Origin of the sequence: Polaromonas eurypsychrophila (assembly GCF_014641715.1) — a bacterium.
Classification (GTDB): Bacteria; Pseudomonadota; Gammaproteobacteria; order Burkholderiales; family Burkholderiaceae_C; genus Polaromonas; species Polaromonas eurypsychrophila.
Map to the genome: position 1 here is coordinate 45,582 of NZ_BMIG01000020.1, position 17,772 is coordinate 63,353.

At 63.6% G+C, this 17,772-nt stretch carries 18 protein-coding genes; 16 read left to right on the forward strand and 2 right to left on the reverse strand.

All coding sequences use genetic code 11. The features are described 5' to 3' along the window. Positions 1-7 precede the first annotated feature (7 nt). Positions 8-1,540, forward strand: coding sequence for an Asp-tRNA(Asn)/Glu-tRNA(Gln) amidotransferase subunit GatB (gene gatB / locus IEX16_RS19010; RefSeq protein ID WP_188710115.1), 1,533 nt, complete (start codon positions 8-10; stop codon positions 1,538-1,540). A gap of 79 nt (positions 1,541-1,619) precedes the next feature. On the opposite strand, the gene IEX16_RS19015 is transcribed toward gatB, so the two are convergent. Continuing rightward, positions 1,620-2,321 carry a DUF4124 domain-containing protein gene (locus tag IEX16_RS19015; RefSeq protein ID WP_229676444.1) on the reverse strand — a complete coding sequence of 234 codons (702 nt, stop codon included), beginning with the start codon at positions 2,319-2,321 and terminating at the stop codon, positions 1,620-1,622. 12 nt (positions 2,322-2,333) lie between these two features. Then, positions 2,334-3,113, reverse strand: a complete 780-nt coding sequence (gene pyrE, locus IEX16_RS19020) for an orotate phosphoribosyltransferase (protein ID WP_188710118.1) — start codon at positions 3,111-3,113, stop codon at positions 2,334-2,336. 9 nt (positions 3,114-3,122) lie between these two features. Here pyrE and IEX16_RS19025 point away from each other — a divergent pair, with 9 nt between their 5' ends. The 15 genes from IEX16_RS19025 to IEX16_RS19095 all read left to right on the forward strand — a co-directional run bounded on the left by IEX16_RS19025 (position 3,123) and on the right by IEX16_RS19095 (position 17,642). After that, positions 3,123-4,001, forward strand: a complete 879-nt coding sequence (locus tag IEX16_RS19025; RefSeq protein ID WP_188710120.1) for an exodeoxyribonuclease III — start codon at positions 3,123-3,125, stop codon at positions 3,999-4,001. 240 nt (positions 4,002-4,241) lie between these two features. Then, positions 4,242-5,957, forward strand: a complete 1,716-nt coding sequence (gene atzF, locus IEX16_RS19030) for an allophanate hydrolase (protein WP_188710122.1) — start codon at positions 4,242-4,244, stop codon at positions 5,955-5,957. Positions 5,958-6,003: 46 nt separating this feature from the next. Beyond that, entirely contained in the window at positions 6,004-7,011 is a 1,008-nt protein-coding gene (locus IEX16_RS19035; protein ID WP_188710124.1) for an ABC transporter substrate-binding protein, read from the forward strand. A gap of 5 nt (positions 7,012-7,016) precedes the next feature. Beyond that, positions 7,017-7,862: an ABC transporter permease gene (locus IEX16_RS19040; RefSeq protein ID WP_188710126.1), complete on the forward strand. Its 846-nt coding sequence runs from the start codon at positions 7,017-7,019 to the stop codon at positions 7,860-7,862. A gap of 151 nt (positions 7,863-8,013) precedes the next feature. Continuing rightward, the gene (locus tag IEX16_RS19045; protein ID WP_188710128.1) at positions 8,014-8,835 is read left to right on the forward strand and encodes an ABC transporter ATP-binding protein; all 822 of its coding nucleotides are present in this window, start codon (positions 8,014-8,016) and stop codon (positions 8,833-8,835) included. Positions 8,836-8,856: 21 nt separating this feature from the next. Then, on the forward strand, positions 8,857-9,078 hold the full coding sequence (locus tag IEX16_RS19050) for a DUF4089 domain-containing protein (protein WP_188710130.1): 222 nt from the start codon (positions 8,857-8,859) through the stop codon (positions 9,076-9,078). Then, positions 9,075-10,472: an AtzE family amidohydrolase gene (locus IEX16_RS19055; protein WP_188710132.1), complete on the forward strand. Its 1,398-nt coding sequence runs from the start codon at positions 9,075-9,077 to the stop codon at positions 10,470-10,472. The genes IEX16_RS19050 and IEX16_RS19055 overlap by 4 nt, the downstream gene beginning before the upstream one ends. 4 nt (positions 10,473-10,476) lie before the next feature. Beyond that, positions 10,477-10,863 carry an oxalurate catabolism protein HpxZ gene (hpxZ, locus tag IEX16_RS19060; RefSeq protein WP_188710134.1) on the forward strand — a complete coding sequence of 129 codons (387 nt, stop codon included), beginning with the start codon at positions 10,477-10,479 and terminating at the stop codon, positions 10,861-10,863. Positions 10,864-10,901: 38 nt separating this feature from the next. Continuing rightward, positions 10,902-11,096 carry a hypothetical protein gene (locus tag IEX16_RS19065; protein WP_188710136.1) on the forward strand — a complete coding sequence of 65 codons (195 nt, stop codon included), beginning with the start codon at positions 10,902-10,904 and terminating at the stop codon, positions 11,094-11,096. A gap of 68 nt (positions 11,097-11,164) precedes the next feature. Next, entirely contained in the window at positions 11,165-12,265 is a 1,101-nt protein-coding gene (locus IEX16_RS19070; RefSeq protein ID WP_188710138.1) for a BMP family ABC transporter substrate-binding protein, read from the forward strand. Between the two features lie 30 nt (positions 12,266-12,295). Continuing rightward, positions 12,296-13,387, forward strand: coding sequence for an ABC transporter permease (locus IEX16_RS19075; protein ID WP_188710141.1), 1,092 nt, complete (start codon positions 12,296-12,298; stop codon positions 13,385-13,387). Next, positions 13,384-14,304 carry an ABC transporter permease gene (locus tag IEX16_RS19080; protein WP_188710142.1) on the forward strand — a complete coding sequence of 307 codons (921 nt, stop codon included), beginning with the start codon at positions 13,384-13,386 and terminating at the stop codon, positions 14,302-14,304. Before IEX16_RS19075 ends, IEX16_RS19080 begins: the two co-directional genes overlap by 4 nt. A gap of 19 nt (positions 14,305-14,323) precedes the next feature. Further along, a complete protein-coding gene (locus IEX16_RS19085; RefSeq protein ID WP_188710145.1) occupies positions 14,324-15,310 on the forward strand; it encodes a formamidase in 987 nt (328 codons plus the stop codon). 14 nt (positions 15,311-15,324) lie between these two features. After that, complete coding sequence (gene biuH / locus IEX16_RS19090; RefSeq protein WP_188710146.1) at positions 15,325-16,020, forward strand: biuret amidohydrolase; 696 nt, start codon at positions 15,325-15,327, stop codon at positions 16,018-16,020. Next, entirely contained in the window at positions 16,017-17,642 is a 1,626-nt protein-coding gene (locus IEX16_RS19095) for an ABC transporter ATP-binding protein (RefSeq protein WP_188710148.1), read from the forward strand. Before biuH ends, IEX16_RS19095 begins: the two co-directional genes overlap by 4 nt. Positions 17,643-17,772: the final 130 nt, after the last annotated feature.

Here is a 17,772-nt window from a genome sequence, read left to right on the forward strand (position 1 = left end):
ATTTGACATGAGCCAGACCCAACCCACCGTGAACCCCTTTGCCGAGATGCAGGCCGGCCGACCCACCGGCCCGCTGGTGCAGGGCTACGAGGTCATCATCGGCTTCGAGACCCATACGCAGCTCACCACGCAATCGAAAATTTTCAGCCGAGCCCCGACCAGCTTCGGCGCCGAACCCAACACCGCCGCATCGGCCGTCGACTTCGCGCTGCCCGGCGCGCTGCCGGTGATGAACAAAGGCGCAGTGCAACGCGCCATCGAGTTCGGCCTGGCGGTGGACGCCCACATTGCCGAGTCCAGCGTGTTCGCGCGCAAGAATTATTTCTATCCCGACCTGCCCAAGGGTTACCAGATCAGCCAGTTTGAAATTCCGGTGGTGCAGGGCGGCCAGATCGAATTTTTCCTCGACGGCGTGAAAAAGTCGGTGCGCCTGGTGCGCGCCCATCTTGAGGAAGATGCTGGCAAGTCGCTGCACGAAGACTTTATCGGCCAGTCGGGCATAGACCTGAACCGCGCCGGCACGCCGCTGCTGGAGATCGTCACCGAGCCCGACATGCGCTCAAGCGCCGAGGCTGTGGCCTATGCCAAAGAGCTGCACAAGATCGTGACCTGGATTGGCATCTGCGACGGCAACATGCAGGAAGGCAGCTTCCGCTGCGACGCCAACGTGTCGGTGCGCAAGCCCGGCGCCGAACTGGGCATACGCCGCGAAATCAAGAACCTGAACAGCTTCAAGTTCATGCAGCAGGCCATCGACTACGAAGTGCGCTGGCAGATCGAGCAGATCGAGGACGGCAAAACGATCCAGCAAGCGACCGTGCTGTTCGACCCGGACACCGGCGAAACACGCGCCATGCGCACCAAGGAAGACGCGGCGGATTACCGCTACTTCCCCGATCCGGATCTGCCGCCGCTTGTGATTTCGCGCGAGTGGGTGGAGAAAACACGGTCTGAGATGAAGAAGTTACCCAGGGAACTTGCTTGCGAATTTCAAACAAAATACGGATTGTCTGAATACGACGCAGCTCAGCTAACTCAAAGTCCGGTCTTTGCGAAATATTTCGACAGCGTTGCCAATGTTTCCGGAAACCCAAAGCTTGCTTCCAATTGGGTGCTCGGCGAGGTTTCGGCCGCAGCCAATCGCTTGCAGGTGGAAATTGATGATGTAACGATGCCGGACCCGATGGCTGTCGCTGCTTTAATACGGCGAATTAGTGATGGAACTCTCTCCCATACAGGAGCCAAGACAGCATTCCAAGAACTTTTTGCAAGTATTAAAAGGCAATTCCAAGAGCTTGCTGATTACATCGCTGAGATTGATCGAATCATTGAGAGCCGTGATCTTAAACAAATGAGCGACACCGGCGAGCTCGAGAAGATCATCGACGATGTTCTCGCGGCCAACGCCAAAAACGTCGAGGAAGTCCGCGCCGGCAATACCAAAGCCATGAACGCGCTGGTCGGTCAGGCCATGAAAGCCACCAAGGGCAAGGCCAACCCGGCGCAGGTCAATGAGTTGCTGAAGAAAAAATTGGCTTAACGCAAGTCGAAATTGCTACGAAAACAATAGCCGCTTGCGCCCATCCAGCAAGGGCCAAAGCCATTTTTTAGCACTGATTCTATTTTTTGACGGCCACCGGCGCAGGCGCGGGCTTACCCTGCGCCGCCACACCGGCCGCCGCCCATAGCTGTTTGAGCTTGCCCAACTCGACGTCGAAGCGCTGGTTCACGCGTTTTTTCTCGGCGTCCTGCTCAACGATGAAGCGTTTTTGCATGGCAACGCTGCTGTCGTTTTCTTCCAGCCGGCGCTTCAGCGAGGCCGGTGCACGGCCTGGGGTGTCTTTGTAAAACTCCAAATCGGCATTGATGGCCTTGCGCTGCTCGGCAAGCTCCTGCGAGCGTTTGTTCGAGGCCTTGATGACTTCGCCGACCTGGCTCAGCGCTTCGGCGCGCTCTTTGTCATGCAGCTCACGCGAGGGGTAACGCAGCAACAGGGCGCGATCACGGCGCTTATCTTCATCCTCGCGGGCCCGCACTTCGGCGGCGACCTTTTCCTTTTCTTCCAGCGCCGCGCGCTCTGGTGGGGTCAGTTGGGGGGGCACCACGCGCCGGACCGTGCCTGACGGGTTGATTTCGCGCTGAACCCGATCCATACATTCAGCAATCGGGCGGTCCGAGGTGATCTTGCGGCCAGTGCCGTCAACGCAGGTGTAAATGCCTTGCAGGCTTGGAACGCTGGTTTGTGCAACCGCGATTTCGCCCAGACAGGCGGCCAGCAAGGCGAGGCCCGCCTGGGTCACGGTGTACAGCTGCAGGGGCATGTGCATGATTCCTCAATCAACGCCGTAACGCTGCCGGTAGTCCAGCACGCGCTGGTAATGGGTCTGAAGCGAGTCGCCGCTGTTTGGTTCCGCATCAACAGCAGGCGCTTTGCCCGCCTCAGCCAGATACTGCAGCAAGTCGGTCAATCGGGCAATCGCGAAAACGTGAAGCCCCAACTCGCGAGTGACAAACTGTACGGCGCTGTAAGCCACGTCCTGGCCGTTTTCGACCGCCTTCTCCTGCCGGTCCAGCGCGATGGCCACCGCATGCGGCGTGGCGCCTGCTGCGCGGATGATGGCAATCGACTCGCGTGTCGCGGTGCCGGCCGAAATCACGTCGTCAAGGATCAACACCCGCCCCTTGACAGGTGCGCCGACCAGCGAGCCGCCCTCGCCGTGGTCCTTGGCTTCCTTGCGATTGTAGGCAAACGGCAGGTTGCGGCCGAGACGTGCCAGCTCCACGGCCACGGCCGCGACCAGCGGGATGCCCTTGTAAGCCGGACCAAAAATCATGTCGAACTGCAGGCCGCTGGTTTTCTCTTCCAGCAGCAGGCCGCGCGCATAAAATTGGGCCAGGCGGCCGAGCTTGGCGCCGTCGTCAAACAGGCCCGCATTGAAAAAATAGGGGCTCATGCGCCCGGCCTTGGTCTTGAACTCGCCGAAGCGCAGCACGCCGGACGCAATGGCAAACTGCACGAATTCCTGTGCCAGCGCACGGCCTTCGTCGTTTTGAATGTCGCCCTGTGGGTGATGCTTGCGGGCCTGCCCTGGCGTGCCTGTTGTTATGCTCATTGGAGTCCCATGTTTAAGTTGACCAGCCTGAACCTCAACGGCATCCGTTCCGCCGCCACCAAAGGCATGCCCGAATGGGTGGCCCAGACCCAGCCGGATTGTATTTGCATGCAGGAGCTCAAGGCCCAGGCGGCCAACGTGGCCGGGCGCTTCGACGAGATTGCCGGCCTCAAAGGGCACTTTCACTTTGCCGAGAAAAAGGGCTATTCCGGTGTGGCGGTGTACAGCCGCCACGAGCCCAGCGACGTGATCACCGGTTACGGCTCGCATGAATTCGACGCCGAAGGCCGCTACGTCGAGTTGCGCTTTGACCGTCCCGGCCGCAATCAGGCACCCAAACTGTCCATCATCAGTTGTTATTTCCCGAGTGGTTCCTCAGGCGAGGAACGCCAGGCCGCGAAGTTCCGTTTTCTGGCCGAGTTTTACCCTTACCTCGCCAGCCTCAAGGAAAACCGCGACTTCGTGCTGTGTGGCGACATCAACATTGCGCACCAGGAGATCGACCTGAAAAATTTCAAGGGCAACAAAAAGAACAGCGGCTTTTTGCCCGAAGAGCGTGCGTGGATGACTGCTCTGCTGCGCGACGCCGAAGCGGCGGAAGAAGCGCTCGAAGAACTGACCGAAGGCACTGGCCAGCCCACGGAAAAGGCCACACGCGGTGGCGGCATGGTTGATGTCTACCGCAAACTGCAGCCGACCACCACCGACGCGGCTTACACCTGGTGGAGTAACCGCGGGCAGGCCTACGCGAAGAACGTCGGCTGGCGGCTGGACTACCATTTGGCAACGCCTGCACTGGCAGCACTGGCCAAAAGCGAAACCATCTACAAGGCGCAACGCTTCTCCGACCACGCGCCGATCACCGTGGATTACGCCCTCACGCTTTGATCCGCATGGCCGACGACGTTTGCATTTGCTATTAAAAATATAGCTGTCTGCGCCCACCGGCCATGGGCTAGCAGCCCATTTAATACACAAACACAGGGCGCCTGCGCTCCGCGCGCTTGCGCGCCCGACTGACGCCGCGTCAAAACGCCGCCGACGGCAGCGACTACAGGATCACTTGGCACGCCCCTTGCATCTCATCTTGTACACAAGTATGGATGCTTTAAATTGGTGCGCCCTTTCATGAATCTCGATCCTGCCAAGCGCAACCCGGCCTGGGCGGATGAGGCCTGGATCTACCAACCGGCGCAAGCTGCCCTGTCGGCTGCCGATGAGGTGGGAGCGGGCCCGCTCGCAGGCCTGCGTTTTGCCGTCAAGGACAACATCGACGCCGCCGGCCTGCCGACCACGGCGGCCTGCCCGGCCTTTGCCTACACGCCACCGGCCAACGCTGCTGTTGTGCAAAAACTGCGCGATGCTGGTGCGTCGCTGGCCGGTAAAACCAACCTCGATCAGTTTGCCTGCGGCCTGAACGGTACGCGCTCACCGTTTGGCGCCGTCCCCAATGCGTTCAATCCGCTGTATGTATCGGGAGGCTCCAGCTCTGGCTCGGCTTATGTGGTGGCCACCGGTCAGGTGGACTTCGCCCTAGGCACCGACACCGCCGGCTCCGGCCGCGTGCCGGCCGGCCTGAACAACATCGTCGGCCTGAAGCCCTCGCGCGGCGTGATCAGCGCGCGCGGCGTGGTGCCGGCCGCCCAGAGTGTGGACTGTGTCTCCATCTTTGCGCGCACCGTCGCCACCGCCGTGCGTGTGCTTGAAAGTGCCATGGGGCACGACCCGCTCGATGCCTGGTCGCGCAAGCTGGTGTTGAGCAGCCAGCCTTTCCCTGCCACTTTCCGTTTTGGGGTGCCGTCGGCACCCGAGTTTTATGGTGATGCCGCCGCCGAGGCGGCGTTCGGAGACGCGATCGTTCGCCTGCAGGCCATGGGCGGCACCGCCGTGTCCCTCGATTTCAGCCCGCTCGCCGAGGTGGCGGCGCTACTTTATGAAAGTGCGCTGGTGGCGGAGCGTTATGCCGCGATACGCGGTTTCTTTGATGCGCACGAAGGCGATGTTGTCGAACCGGTCCGCAGCATCATTGCCGCCGGTCGCAATTACAGCGCTGCCGACCTTTATGAAGTGCAGACCCGCGTCAAGCTGCTGGGCCAGCAGGCCGATGCGATGTGGAGCGGCATTGATTTGCTACTGGTGCCGACCGCACCCACGCACTACACGATTGCGCAAATGCAGCACGACCCGGTGGCGCTGAACCGCAAGCTCGGCGCCTACACCAATTTCGTGAACCTGCTTGATTACGCAGCGCTGTCGGTGCCCAGCTCGATGCGGGCAGACGGTCTGCCGTTTGGCATCACCCTGATTGGTCCCTGCGGCAGCGATTGGCAATTGGCCGATCTCGGCCAGCGATACCATCACCAGAGCGGGCTCACGCAGGGCGCGACCGGCGAGCCCCTGCCTGCGATGGTGCCCATCACCGGCCTGCGCCCCCCTGCGACCGTACGGGTCGCCGTGGTGGGCGCGCACCTCTCGGGCATGCCGCTCAACGGCCAACTGACCGAGCGCGGCGCCACACTGATTTGCAGCACTGAAACCGCAGCGCATTACAGGCTGTATGCCTTGCCCGGCACCACGCCACCCAAGCCCGGCCTGCTGCGTGTGGCGCCTGACCAGGGCGAGCGCATCGCACTGGAAATTTGGGCCATGCCGCTGGCCGAATACGGCTCGTTTGTCGCGCTGATTCCCGCGCCGCTGGGCATAGGCACGCTGGAACTAGGCGACGGTAGCAGCGTGCAGGGTTTTGTCTGCGAGGCCCAGGCCCTGCAGAGCGGTGCCCGTGACATTTCGCATCTTGGCGGCTGGCGTGCCTATATCCAGTCGCTCAAACCCCTGGCGGCCTGACGCTTTCCGCTTTTTTTACCCACCCTTTCTCACCCAAGGAGTTCCCATGAGCATTCCCAGCACAACGTCCCCCGCCACCGTCACCCGCAGGAAAGCCATGGTCACAGGCGCCTCCTTGCTTGGCGTGCTCGGCATGCCCGCCATCGTGCGCGCCCAGGCCGCACCGAAAATACGCATCGGCTACTGGCCCATCGCCGCCGGCCTGCCGTTTTACGCGGCCATCGAGCTGGGCTACTTCAAGGAAGCCGGCCTGGACGTGGAGCCGCTCAAGTTCGCAGGCGCGCAGCAGGTCATGGAAGCCGTGCTCTCGGGCCGCTCCGATGGCACCGCCAACGGCACCGGCTCGGCCAATATCGCCATCGGTGAATTGGCCCAGCCTGGCACCTTCAAGATTTTCTGTTCTAACCCGAGCAATGTGAAAAACGTGCTCGACGAGGTCATCGTTCCGGTGGCCAGTCCCGCCAAGGTGATGGCCGATCTCAAGGGCAAGCGCATCGGCTCCGGTCCTGGCATCCAGAACGTGACCCTGGCCAAAACGGTGCTGGAGCGCGGCGGCGCCGTGGGTGCGACCGTGGTCGAGTTGCCGATTGGCCAGCATGTGGCCGCGCTGGCCGCCGGCCAGATCGACGGCGCCTACACGCTGGAGCCCACCGGCACCATAGGCCGCATGAACGGCACCACGCGTGTGCTTGAGGCTGGCGTGATTGCGCGCTACGTGTTGGGCGACCCGATGGCCCCGTGGTTCGGCGGTTCGGCCTCGCTGTCTTCAGACTTCATCAAGAAGAACCCCGATGCCGCCAAAAAATTCGTTGCCGCCTACGGCAAGGGCGTGGCCTACGTGCGCAGCAAGTCGGTCGAGGCGCGCCAGTACCTCAAGGGTTACACACCCATCGAGGGCGCGCTCACCGCCGAGGTACCGCTGGCGGCCTACATGATGTACAACGAATTCAAGCCGGCTGACGTTGCGCACTTTCAGAAGTTCTTCGACCTGTTCTCCGAAAAAGGCATCTTCAGTTCACGTCTGATGGTGGACTCAATGCTCTACAAGGGCTGAGCAAGATGACCACCACCTCTGCGACGGCGGCACCGGCAGCGCCCACCAAGCCCTGGGCGCCGCCTGCTGCCACGCCGGTGGCCGTTGTGCAACGCACGCCAGCGCTGGACAAGGCGCTGCCCTTCATCGGCCCGGTGGTGCTCTTCATCGTCTGGGACATGGTGGTACGTTTCGGCTTCATCAAGCCCATCCTGCTCCCTCCGCCGCTCGATGCCCTCGGCGCGCTGGTCAACGGCCTGGCCGGTGGGCCGCTGCTCAAGGACTTCGCGGTCACGGTATGGCGCACGGTGCAGGCGTTCATGATCGCCGCCGCGATCGGCATGCCGCTGGGCGTACTGCTGGGCAGCAACGAAAAGGCCTACCGCAGCGTCGAGTTCCTGATCGATTTCTTCCGCTCGACGCCGTCCTCGGCGCTGATCCCGCTGTTCCTGATGATCTTCGGCGTGTCCGACATCAACAAGGTGGCTATTGCCGCTTTTGGCGCGTGGCTGATTGTGGTCTTCAACAGCGCCTACGGCGTGATCAATGCGCGCAAGCAGCGTGTGATGGCGGCCAAAGTCATGGGTGCCACGCGCTGGCAGGTGTTCAAGGATGTGCTGATCTGGGAAAGCCTGCAGCCGAGTTTTGTCGGCCTGCGTTCTGCCGTGTCGATGGCACTGGTGATTGTGATTGTTGCCGAGATGTTCATCGGTGCCGACACCGGCCTGGGCAACCGAATCATCAACTCGCAGCAGGTGATGAACGTGAAGGACATGTATGCGTCCATCCTGGCTGCCGGCGCGCTGGGTTACGCACTCAACATCTTTTTCCTGTTGCTTGAGCGCCGCATTGTGCATTGGAGCGGTAGGTGAATATGGCCCCCACGCTTGTCGCTTCGGGTACTACGCTGCCCCCCGAGGGGGCCGCTGCGCCTGCGGGCCGGCGGAGCCGGACCCGCGGCCCCTGCTTGAAGGGGAAGTGTGCGCGGGCGTTTCCTCAACATGAAACTTATTGGAGTGCGTCATGTCCGCTGTAATCAATGCGCCGGTGTTTGCCGATGTGCCTGTGCGCGAATTTCAGCCTGGTCCGGCCGGCACACAAATCACCATCCGCGGGCTGACCAAGTATTTCGCCGGATGGCCGCTGTACGAGGACTTCAACCTCGATATCCCGAAACACAAGATTGTCTCGGTGTTCGGGCCCAACGGGTGCGGCAAGTCCACGCTGATCAACATGATCGCCGGGCTGGTGCCCATCGATGCCGGCGAGATCCTGTTCGATGGCAAGTCGCTGAAGGACACCAAGATCGGCTACGTGTTCCAGAACTACCGCGAAGCGATGTTCCCTTGGATGCGCACCATCGACAACATTGCCTACCCGCTGAAGCTCGAAGGCAGGTCCAAGGCTGAGGTGGACCGGCGCATGGCCGAGCTGGTGGCCTCTTTTGACGTCAAGTTCGACCTCAACCGCTACCCCTATGAACTCTCGGGCGGCCAGCAGCAGACCGCCTCCATCATGCGGGCACTGGCCAACAACCCCGAGGTGCTATTCCTGGACGAACCCTTCTCTGCGCTTGACTTCGAGATGACGCTGTTCATACGTGAAAAGCTGCAGGAAGTCTTCATGCAAACCGGCACCACCATGCTGCTGGTGTCACACGACCTGGAAGAAGCGGTCTACTTGGCCGACCAGGTGCTGCTGCTGACCAAACGGCCGACACGCGTCGCCGAAATCCTGCCCTACAACGATGTCCGGCCGCGCACGGTGGACACGCTGTCCGAGCCGGGCTTCATCAGCACCAAAAAACTGAGCCTGGAGATTTTCCAGAGCGAAGTGCGGCGCTGAGACATCCGGAGAATTGAAACAATGGACGAAGCAAAGATCGCGGCCTATGTTGGCAGCACCGCCGCCATGCTGGGGCTGCCGCTGTCGCCGGCACGTGCGGCGCGGGTCGTCGCCCACCTGCAGCGCACCGCCGCCATGGCCGCGCTGCTGGATACCGCGCCGTTGGCACCGCACGACGAACTGGCTGCAATTTACAGCCCTGCAGCCTTTCCGCCCATGGATGACCGGCCATCCCAGCTATGAAAGTCATAACGTTTGACGCCGCCACCATGGCTGCCGCTGTTGCTGCAGGCGAGCTCAGTGCGCGCGAGCTGGTAGACGCCAGCCTTTCGTGTATCGCCGCCACTGACGGCCAGGTCAATGCCTTCACCGAAACGACTGCGGCACGCGCCCGCGCCGAGGCCGATGCGGTGGACGCGCAGCGAGCCCGCGGCGACACCCTGGGGCCGCTGGCCGGTGTGCCCTATGCGGTCAAGAACCTGTTTGACATTGAGGGACTGACCACTCTGGCCGGCTCGAAGGTCAACCAGGGCCTGCCGGCAGCTTCGGCCGACGCGGTGCTGATCACGCAGATGAAGGCCGCCGGCGCGGTGCTGGTGGGCGCACTCAACATGGACGAATACGCCTACGGTTTCACCACCGAGAACACGCATTACGGGCCCTGCCACAACCCGCACGACCTGACGCGGGTTGCCGGCGGCTCCTCAGGCGGCTCGGGTGCAGCGGTCGCGGCCGGCCAGGTGCCGGTAACGCTGGGCTCGGACACCAATGGCTCCATCCGTGTGCCGTCCTCGCTGTGCGGCGTCTGGGGACTCAAGCCCACTTTCGGCCGCTTGTCACGCCGCGGCACCTATCCCTTTGTGCACAGCATCGACCACCTCGGGCCGATGGCCAGCAGCCTGGCCGGACTTGGCCTGGCCTACGACACGCTGCAACAGCCCGACCCGCTGGACCCCGGCAGCCATGCGCTGCGTGTGCAGCCGGTGACGTCGGCTTTGGGCAAGGGGATAGCCGGCCTGCGTATCGGTGTGCTCGGCGGCTACTTTCATGACAACGCCGGACCTGAAGCGCGCGCGGCGGTGGCGCTGGCCGGCCGCACTTTGGGCGCGCAAGCAGAGGTGACTTGGCCCGATGCAGCGCTGGCGCGCGCAGCGGCCTTCATCATCACCGCGAGCGAAGGCGGCAGCCTGCACCTGGGCGATTTGCGCACGCGTGCCGACGATTTCGAGCCGCTGTCGGTGGACCGTTTCATCGCCGGCGCGTTGCAGCCGGTGCACTGGTATCTGCGCGCGCAGCGATTTCGCCGCGTTTACCGCGACAAGGTCAACGCCCTGTTCAAGGACTGGGACGTGTTGCTGACACCGGCCACGCCGGTCAGCGCCACCGTGATTGGCACCGAGTGGCTCGAACTCAACGGCGTGCGCCAGCCGTGTCGCGCTGCGATGGGATTGCTGACGCAACCCATTTCCTTCGCCGGCTGCCCGGTGGTGACCGCGCCGCTGTGGCCAGCCGGAACTGGCGGCATGCCGCTCGGCGTGCAAGTCATCGCCGCCCCCTGGCGCGAGGACCTGGCCTTTCGCGCTTCGCAGGTGCTGGCTGATGCCGGCGTCGCCCACATTCAGTCCGTCACCCTGTGAAGCCATGAACCCCATCCTCGCCATCAATCTTCCCGAGGTCCTCGCCGAAGTCTCGGCCGCATTTGCACGTTATGAGGACGCGCTGGTCAACAACAAGGTGGAGGTACTTGACGAGCTGTTCTGGAACAGCCCGCATACCCTGCGCTACGGCACCACCGAGAACCTCTATGGCTACGCCGCTATCCAGGCCTTCCGCGCAGGACGGCCCGCACAGGGGCTGCAACGCAGCCTGCGGAAAACCGTGATCACGACCTATGGCCCCGACATGGCGACTGCCAATGTCGAATTCCAGCGCGCCGGCAGCGCCGAAACCGGTCGGCAAAGCCAGACCTGGATGCGCACGCTTGAGGGCTGGCGCGTGGTCGCCGCCCACGTGAGTCTTCTTGCCTGAGCGATAGCTCACCCCTTCCAGCAGAAACAGGCCTCTTCATGCACACCTCCTTGCTCCCGCGCCGCCGCTTGCTCACAGCCGCTGTCACCGCCGATGCACACCTGCGTGGCCAGATGTGGCAGCGCGGCGCCGAGATTCGCTACTTGCCGGCCAAGCGACTGGCAACCATGGTCCAGGGCGATTCGCGGCGCTGGGCTGTCATCGCCAAAGCCACCGGCGCCCGCGCCGAATAACCACCACCCCTTCCATCGCTTCCCTCGCTTCCCTCGCTTCCCATTTGCCACCCAACCAAGGACTCACCATGAACCTACTTAATCGCCGCGATTCGATCAAAACCCTGGCCGCGTTCGGCGCTGCGGCCGCCAGCCCACTTGCGTTTGCGCAAAAGCCCCTGACCGTTGGCGTGATCTACGTCGGCCCGCGAGACGACTACGGTTACAACCAGGCGCATGCGCAGGCCGCAGCCGAACTCAAAAAGATGCCCGGGGTCAAGGTGGTCGAGGAGGAGAACGTGCCCGAGACCGCGGCCGTACAGAAGACCATGACCGGCATGATTGCGCAGGACGGCGCGTCGCTGGTATTCCCAACCTCCTTCGGCTACTTCGACCCGCACGTACTGGCGGTAGCGCCCAAGTTTCCCAATGTGCGTTTCGCCCATTGCGGCGGGCTCTGGACCGAGGGCAAACACCCGAAAAACGCCGCCAGCTTCTTCGGCTACATCGAGGAGTGCCAGTACCTCAACGGCGTGATCGCCGGCCACATGACCAAGAGCAACAAGATCGGCTTCATCGCCGCCAAGCCGATCCCGCAGGTGCTGCGCAACATCAATGCCTTCACCCTGGGCGCGCGTTCCGTCAAGCCCGGCATCACCACCAGCGTGATCTTCACCGGCGACTGGTCGATGCCGGTCAAGGAAGCCGAAGCCACCAACAGCCTGGCCGACCAGGGCGTGGACGTCTTCACCATGCACGTGGACGGTCCGAAGGTCATCGTCGAGACCGCGGCCAAACGCGGCAAGATGGTCTGCGGTTACCACGCCAGCCAGGCCAAACTCGCGCCCCAGGCCTACCTGACCGGCGCCGAGTGGAACTGGCTCACCGCCTACACAACCTTTGTGGAAGCCGCGCGCAGCGGCAAGCCGCATCCCAACTTCATCCGCGGCGGCCTGAAGGACGGCTACGTGAAGATGTCAGCCTACGGTCCCACGGTGACCGATGCTGCGAAAAAGCAGGCCGACAGCGTCAAGGCGCAGATGGTGGCAGGCAGCTTCGACATCTTCAAGGGCCCGCTGAAGGACAACAAGGGCGGCACCATCGTCCCGGCCGGCAAGGTCTTCAAGCAAACCGATCTTGAGCTGGAGAAGATGAACTACCTGGTCGAAGGTGTGATCGGAAGTGTTTGACGAACAGGCCCATCGATCGACGCCACGCTGATGCGCCACTCTCTCGCCAACTTCCTGCTGCCCGTCGGCGCCATCGTCGCGGCGTTGGGGCTGTTCGGCGTGTTTGTCTGGTTCGCCGGCTTCAGCCCGCTGGAGGTCTGGCTGCTGCTGTTCAAGGGTGCCTTCGGCGACTGGTATTCGTGGCAGAACACCTTGCAGCGCGCCGCGCCGCTGATGCTCACAGCCCTGTGTGTTGCCATTCCGGCGCGCGCGGGCCTGACGGTGATCGGCGGCGAGGGCGCGGTGGTGCTCGGCGGGCTGGCTTGCGCCGGCCTCGCGCAGGGCCTGCCACTGCCGGCCAATACGGCTGGCACGGTGATGGTCTGCCTGGCCGCAGCAGCGGCGGGCGGGCTGTGGATCACGCTGGCAGGCTGGCTGCGCCAGTACCGCGGCATCAATGAAACCATCAGCAGCCTGCTGCTGGCCTATGTCGCCATCGGTCTGTTCAAGCACCTGGTCGAAGGTCCGCTGCGCGACCCGTCCAGCCTGAACAAGCCCTCGACCTTTTCACTGGCCGAAGGCTTGCGCATCGGCGGCATCGCCGGTTCCGACGTGCACTGGGGGCTGGTAATTGGCGTGCTGGCGTGCCTGGCGACCGGCCTGTGGATGCGCATCACGCCTTCGGGTTTTGCGCTGCGCGTGGTCGGCGGCAACCCGCGCGCGGCGCAGCTGGTCGGCCTGCCGGCGTCGAAGCTGATCCTGCTGGCCTGTGCGCTGGGCGGCGCCTGCGCCGGCGTGGCCGGCGCCATCGAGGTGGCGGCCGTGCACACCAACGCCAACGCTGCGCTGATTGCCGGATACGGCTACGCCGGCATCCTGGTGGCATTTATCGCACGCCAGCATCCGGTCGCCATCATCCCGGTGGCGATTCTGTTCGGCGGCTTCGGTGCGGCCGGCAGCCTGCTGCAGCGCCGCCTGGGTTTGCCTGATGCTTCTGTGCTGGTGTTGCAGGGCATTGCCTTTGTGCTGATCCTGGCCAGCGAAGCGCTGCGTGATGTGGACTGGAAAACATTCTTTGCGCGCATCAACCGCTTCGGTCCGTCCGAGCCGAGCCCGATCCCCCTGCCGCAGGACAAGCCATGAGCGCCGACCAGTTGCTGATTTTCTTTGCCGGCATCGTCGGCGGCGCCTTGCGCGTCGGTGCCCCTTTTCTGTTTGTCAGCCTGGGTGAATGCATCACCGAAAAATCGGGACGCATCAACCTGGGTCTGGAAGGCGTGCTGGTGCTCTCGGCCATGTCGGCCTTCGGCGCGTCTTACCTGTCCGGTTCGGCCTGGATCGGCGTGCTGGCCGCCGCCGCCACCGGTGCGCTACTGGCCACCTTGCACGGTGTGCTCTGTTCGCTGCCGCGCGTCAACGACATCGCTACCGGCATTGCGCTGATGCTGCTGGGCATGGGCCTGGCCTTCTACCTGGGCAAGCCGCTGATCCAGCCGCAAGCGCCGCAACTGCCGGCCATTGCGCTGGGCAACTGGAGTGACTCGGCCGCCGTACGTTCGGCCCTGCAGGTCAATGCACTGGTGCCCATAGGCGTCGCTCTGGCCGTGGCGCTGTGGTGGGCCTTTGCCAACACCCGCGCCGGCCTGCTGGTGCGCATGGCGGGTGATTCGGCCAATGCCACCCGCGCCCTCGGTTATTCGGTGTCCGCAATCCGGATCGCCGCCACTGCTGCGGGCGGCATGGTCGCCGGCCTGGGTGGCGCCTCGCTCACGCTGTTCTACCCTGGTAGCTGGAACGAAGGCATCTCCAGCGGTCAGGGCCTGATCGCAGTGGCGCTGGTGATCTTCGCACGCTGGAGCCCGGTCCGCTGCGTCTGGACCTCGCTGCTGTTCGGCGGCGCCGGCGCCATCGGCCCGGCGCTTCAGTCGATCGGCATCAGCTGGGGCTACCACCTGTTCAACATTGTTCCCTATCTGCTGACGCTCCTGATTCTGGTCATCACCTGCCGGCCGGGCACAACGGTGAGCGGCAGCCCGGGCGAACTCTCCTCCGCGCGTTGAATACAAACAAGGAATTAAAATGACAGGCCTAGGCGGACTCAATAAATCGAAACATGGCGTAGTTTTGGGCCTGGTGCAACTGCAACTTCCCATAATTGAGACACCCGCGCAACTGGCCGCGCAGACGCAGCGCATCTGCGACATGGTCGCCAAGGCGCGGCGCAACCAGAGCACCATGGACCTGGTGGTGTTTCCGGAATATTCGCTGCACGGGCTGTCGATGTCGATGGCACCTGAACTGATGGTGACACTCGACGGCCCCGAGGTCGCCGCTTTCAAGCGGGCCTGTGTGGACAATCACATCTGGGGCTGTTTTTCCATTATGGAGGCCAACCCCGGCGGCAACCCCTACAACAGCGGCATCATCATCGACGATACGGGAGCCGTGAAGCTTTACTACCGCAAGCTGCATCCCTGGGTGCCGGTCGAGCCCTGGGAGCCGGGCAACCTAGGCGTGCCGGTCTGCGACGGGCCGAAGGGCAGCAAGCTCGCGCTGATCATCTGCCACGACGGCATGTTCCCCGAGATGGCGCGCGAGGCCGCCTACAAGGGCGCGGAAATCATCCTTCGCACCGCCGGCTACACGGCGCCGATACGCCACAGCTGGAAGATCAGCAACCAGGCCAATGCCTTCAGCAATCTGGCCATCACGGCCAACGTCTGCCTGTGCGGCAGCGACGGCAGCTTCGACTCCATGGGCGAGGGCATGTTCTGCAACTTCGACGGCACCGTGCTGGTCGAAGGCGGCGGGCGCCCCGACGAAATCATCACGGCCGAAGTGCGGCCCGATCTGGTGCGCGAAGCGCGCACCGGCTGGGGCGTGGAAAACAACATCTACCAGCTCTACCACCGCGGTTATGTGGCTGTGAAAGGCGGCGCTCAGGATTGCCCGTATACCTATATGCGCGACATGCTGGATGGCAAGTACCAGCTGCCCTGGCCGGTGGAAGTGACCGACGGGACCTCCTGCGGTTTCGACGCGCCGACGCGCAGCTACCAACCTTGAGAAGGACTGCAACGATGGAACGCTTCGTCAACGCCAACCCCTACGCCTGGCCCTGGAACGGCGACCTGCGGCCGGACAACACCGCACTGGTCGTGATCGACATGCAGATCGATTTCTGCGGCGAGGGCGGCTACGTCGACAAGATGGGCTACGACATCTCGCTGACACGCACGCCGATCGCGCCGCTCAAGACCCTGATGGCCGGCATGCGCAGCGCGGGCTACCACCTGATCCACACGCGCGAAGGCCACCGGCCCGACCTGTCCGACCTGCCCGCCAACAAGCGCTGGCGCTCGCGCCAGATCGGCACCTACGGCTTGGGCATAGGCGACGACGGGCCCTGCGGCCGCATCCTGGTGCGCGGTGAGCCCGGCTGGGAAATCATTCCCGAGCTCGCGCCGCTGCCCGGCGAGGTGATTATTGACAAACCCGGCAAGGGCTCGTTTTACGCCACCGACCTCGATAGGGTGCTGCACACGCGCGGCATCCGCAATCTGATCCTGACCGGCATCACCACCGATGTGTGTGTGCACACCACCATGCGTGAGGCCAATGACCGCGGCTTCGAATGCCTGCTGCTATCAGACTGTACCGCCGCCACCGACAAGGGCAACCACGAGGCGGCATTGAAGATGATCACCATGCAGGGCGGCGTGTTCGGCGCGCATGCGGTGTCAAAGGCCGTGCTCGACGCACTGGCGCAGCCATGAGCACAAGCGCAGCCATCGGCAGCCTGCCGCCAGCCACCGGCGCGCTGGCGCTGGACACCTACCGCATGAGCATGCGTTTTGGCAGCTTCACTGCGCTCGACAGCGTCAGCCTGAAGGTGGCGCCGGGCACGGTGCACGCGCTGCTCGGTGAAAACGGCGCCGGCAAAAGCACGCTGGTCAAATGTGTGGCGGGTTTCCAGCGTCCCTCGGAAGGCAGCATCCTGATTGACGGCCGCGAGCAGGCGATTGACAACCCGGTGGTGGCGCGTGCGCTGGGCATCGGCATGGTCTACCAGCATTTCACGCTGGCGCCCGGCATGACGGTGGCCGAGAACCTGCTGCTAGCCAGCGGCCAGGCACCGGCGGTGATCAACTGGAAGCAAAAACGCGCCGAACTCGCGGCCTTCCTCCAGACCACGCCGTTCCGTCTGGACCTGGATGCGCGGCCGCTGGACATGGCGGCCGGCGAGAAGCAGAAGCTGGAACTGCTCAAGCAACTCTACCTCAGGCCGCGCCTGCTGATCCTCGACGAGCCGACCTCGGTGCTCACGCCGCAGGAGGCCGACGAGGTGCTGGGCCATGTGCGCGACTTCGCGCGCGCCGGCCATTGCACGGTGCTGATCATCACCCACAAGTTCCGCGAAGTGATGGCCTACGCCGATGACGTGACGGTGCTGCGCCGTGGCAAGGCCGTACACAGCACTTCTGTGGTGGCGACCGATCCTGGGCGGCTGGCGCAGGCCATGGTCGGTGATACGGCTGCAGCCCGCCATGAAAGTCGGGATACGGAACAAAACAGACCTCCAACCCATGCTGGACGAGCGCAAGCAGCTATCAATAAAATAGCAAGTGCTGCGCCGCTCGAAGTGCACGGACTGCAGGTCATGGGCGACCGCGGCACGCTGGCCGTGCGCGAACTGAACCTGTCGGTGGCGGCGGGCGAGATCCTCGGCATCGCCGGCGTCTCCGGCAACGGCCAGCGCGAACTCGTTGAAGCCCTGGTCGGCCAGCGCGCGCGCGCCGCCGGCGTGGTGCGGGTGGACGGCCAGGCTTATGCTGCCACGCGCGAGGAGAACCACCGCCTGAAGGTGCGCAGCCTGCCTGAGGAGCCGCTGCGCAATGCCTGCGTCGGCGACCTCTCGGTGGCCGAGAACATGGCGCTGCGCGACTTCGACCGGCCGCCGCTGTGCGCCGGCGGGCGCTTGCGCTTCGGCCGCTGGCGCAGCCGCGCGCGCGAATGGATCACCGGCTACGGCATCAAGACCCAGAGCGAAAACGCGACTATCCGCAGCCTGTCGGGCGGCAATGTGCAGCGCGCGGTGCTGGCGCGGGAATTACATGGCGAGATCAAGGTGCTGATTGCCGCCAACCCGGTGTTCGGCCTGGACTTTGCCGCGGTGAAGGAAATCCACACCCGCCTGCGCGGCGTGGCACAGCAGGGCGGCGCGGTGCTGCTGATCAGCGAGGACCTGGACGAGTTGCTCGAACTGGCCGACCGCATCGTGGTGATGAGTGACGGGCGCATCGTCTTCGAGACCGCTGCTGCGGGGGCTGAGCGGCAGGTGTTGGGGGCGCATATGGGTGGGGGGCATCATCAACCTTTGGCTGAGGTTTTGGTGTGAATGTATTTTTGAGTGCGCCAGCAAGCCGGGGGTTGCCCGGCGGCAACTCACTTTCTTTTGCTTCGCTGTATAGACCGGAGACATAGGTGACACATGTGCGGAGACATGGTTGACGGTTTTCATTAGACGT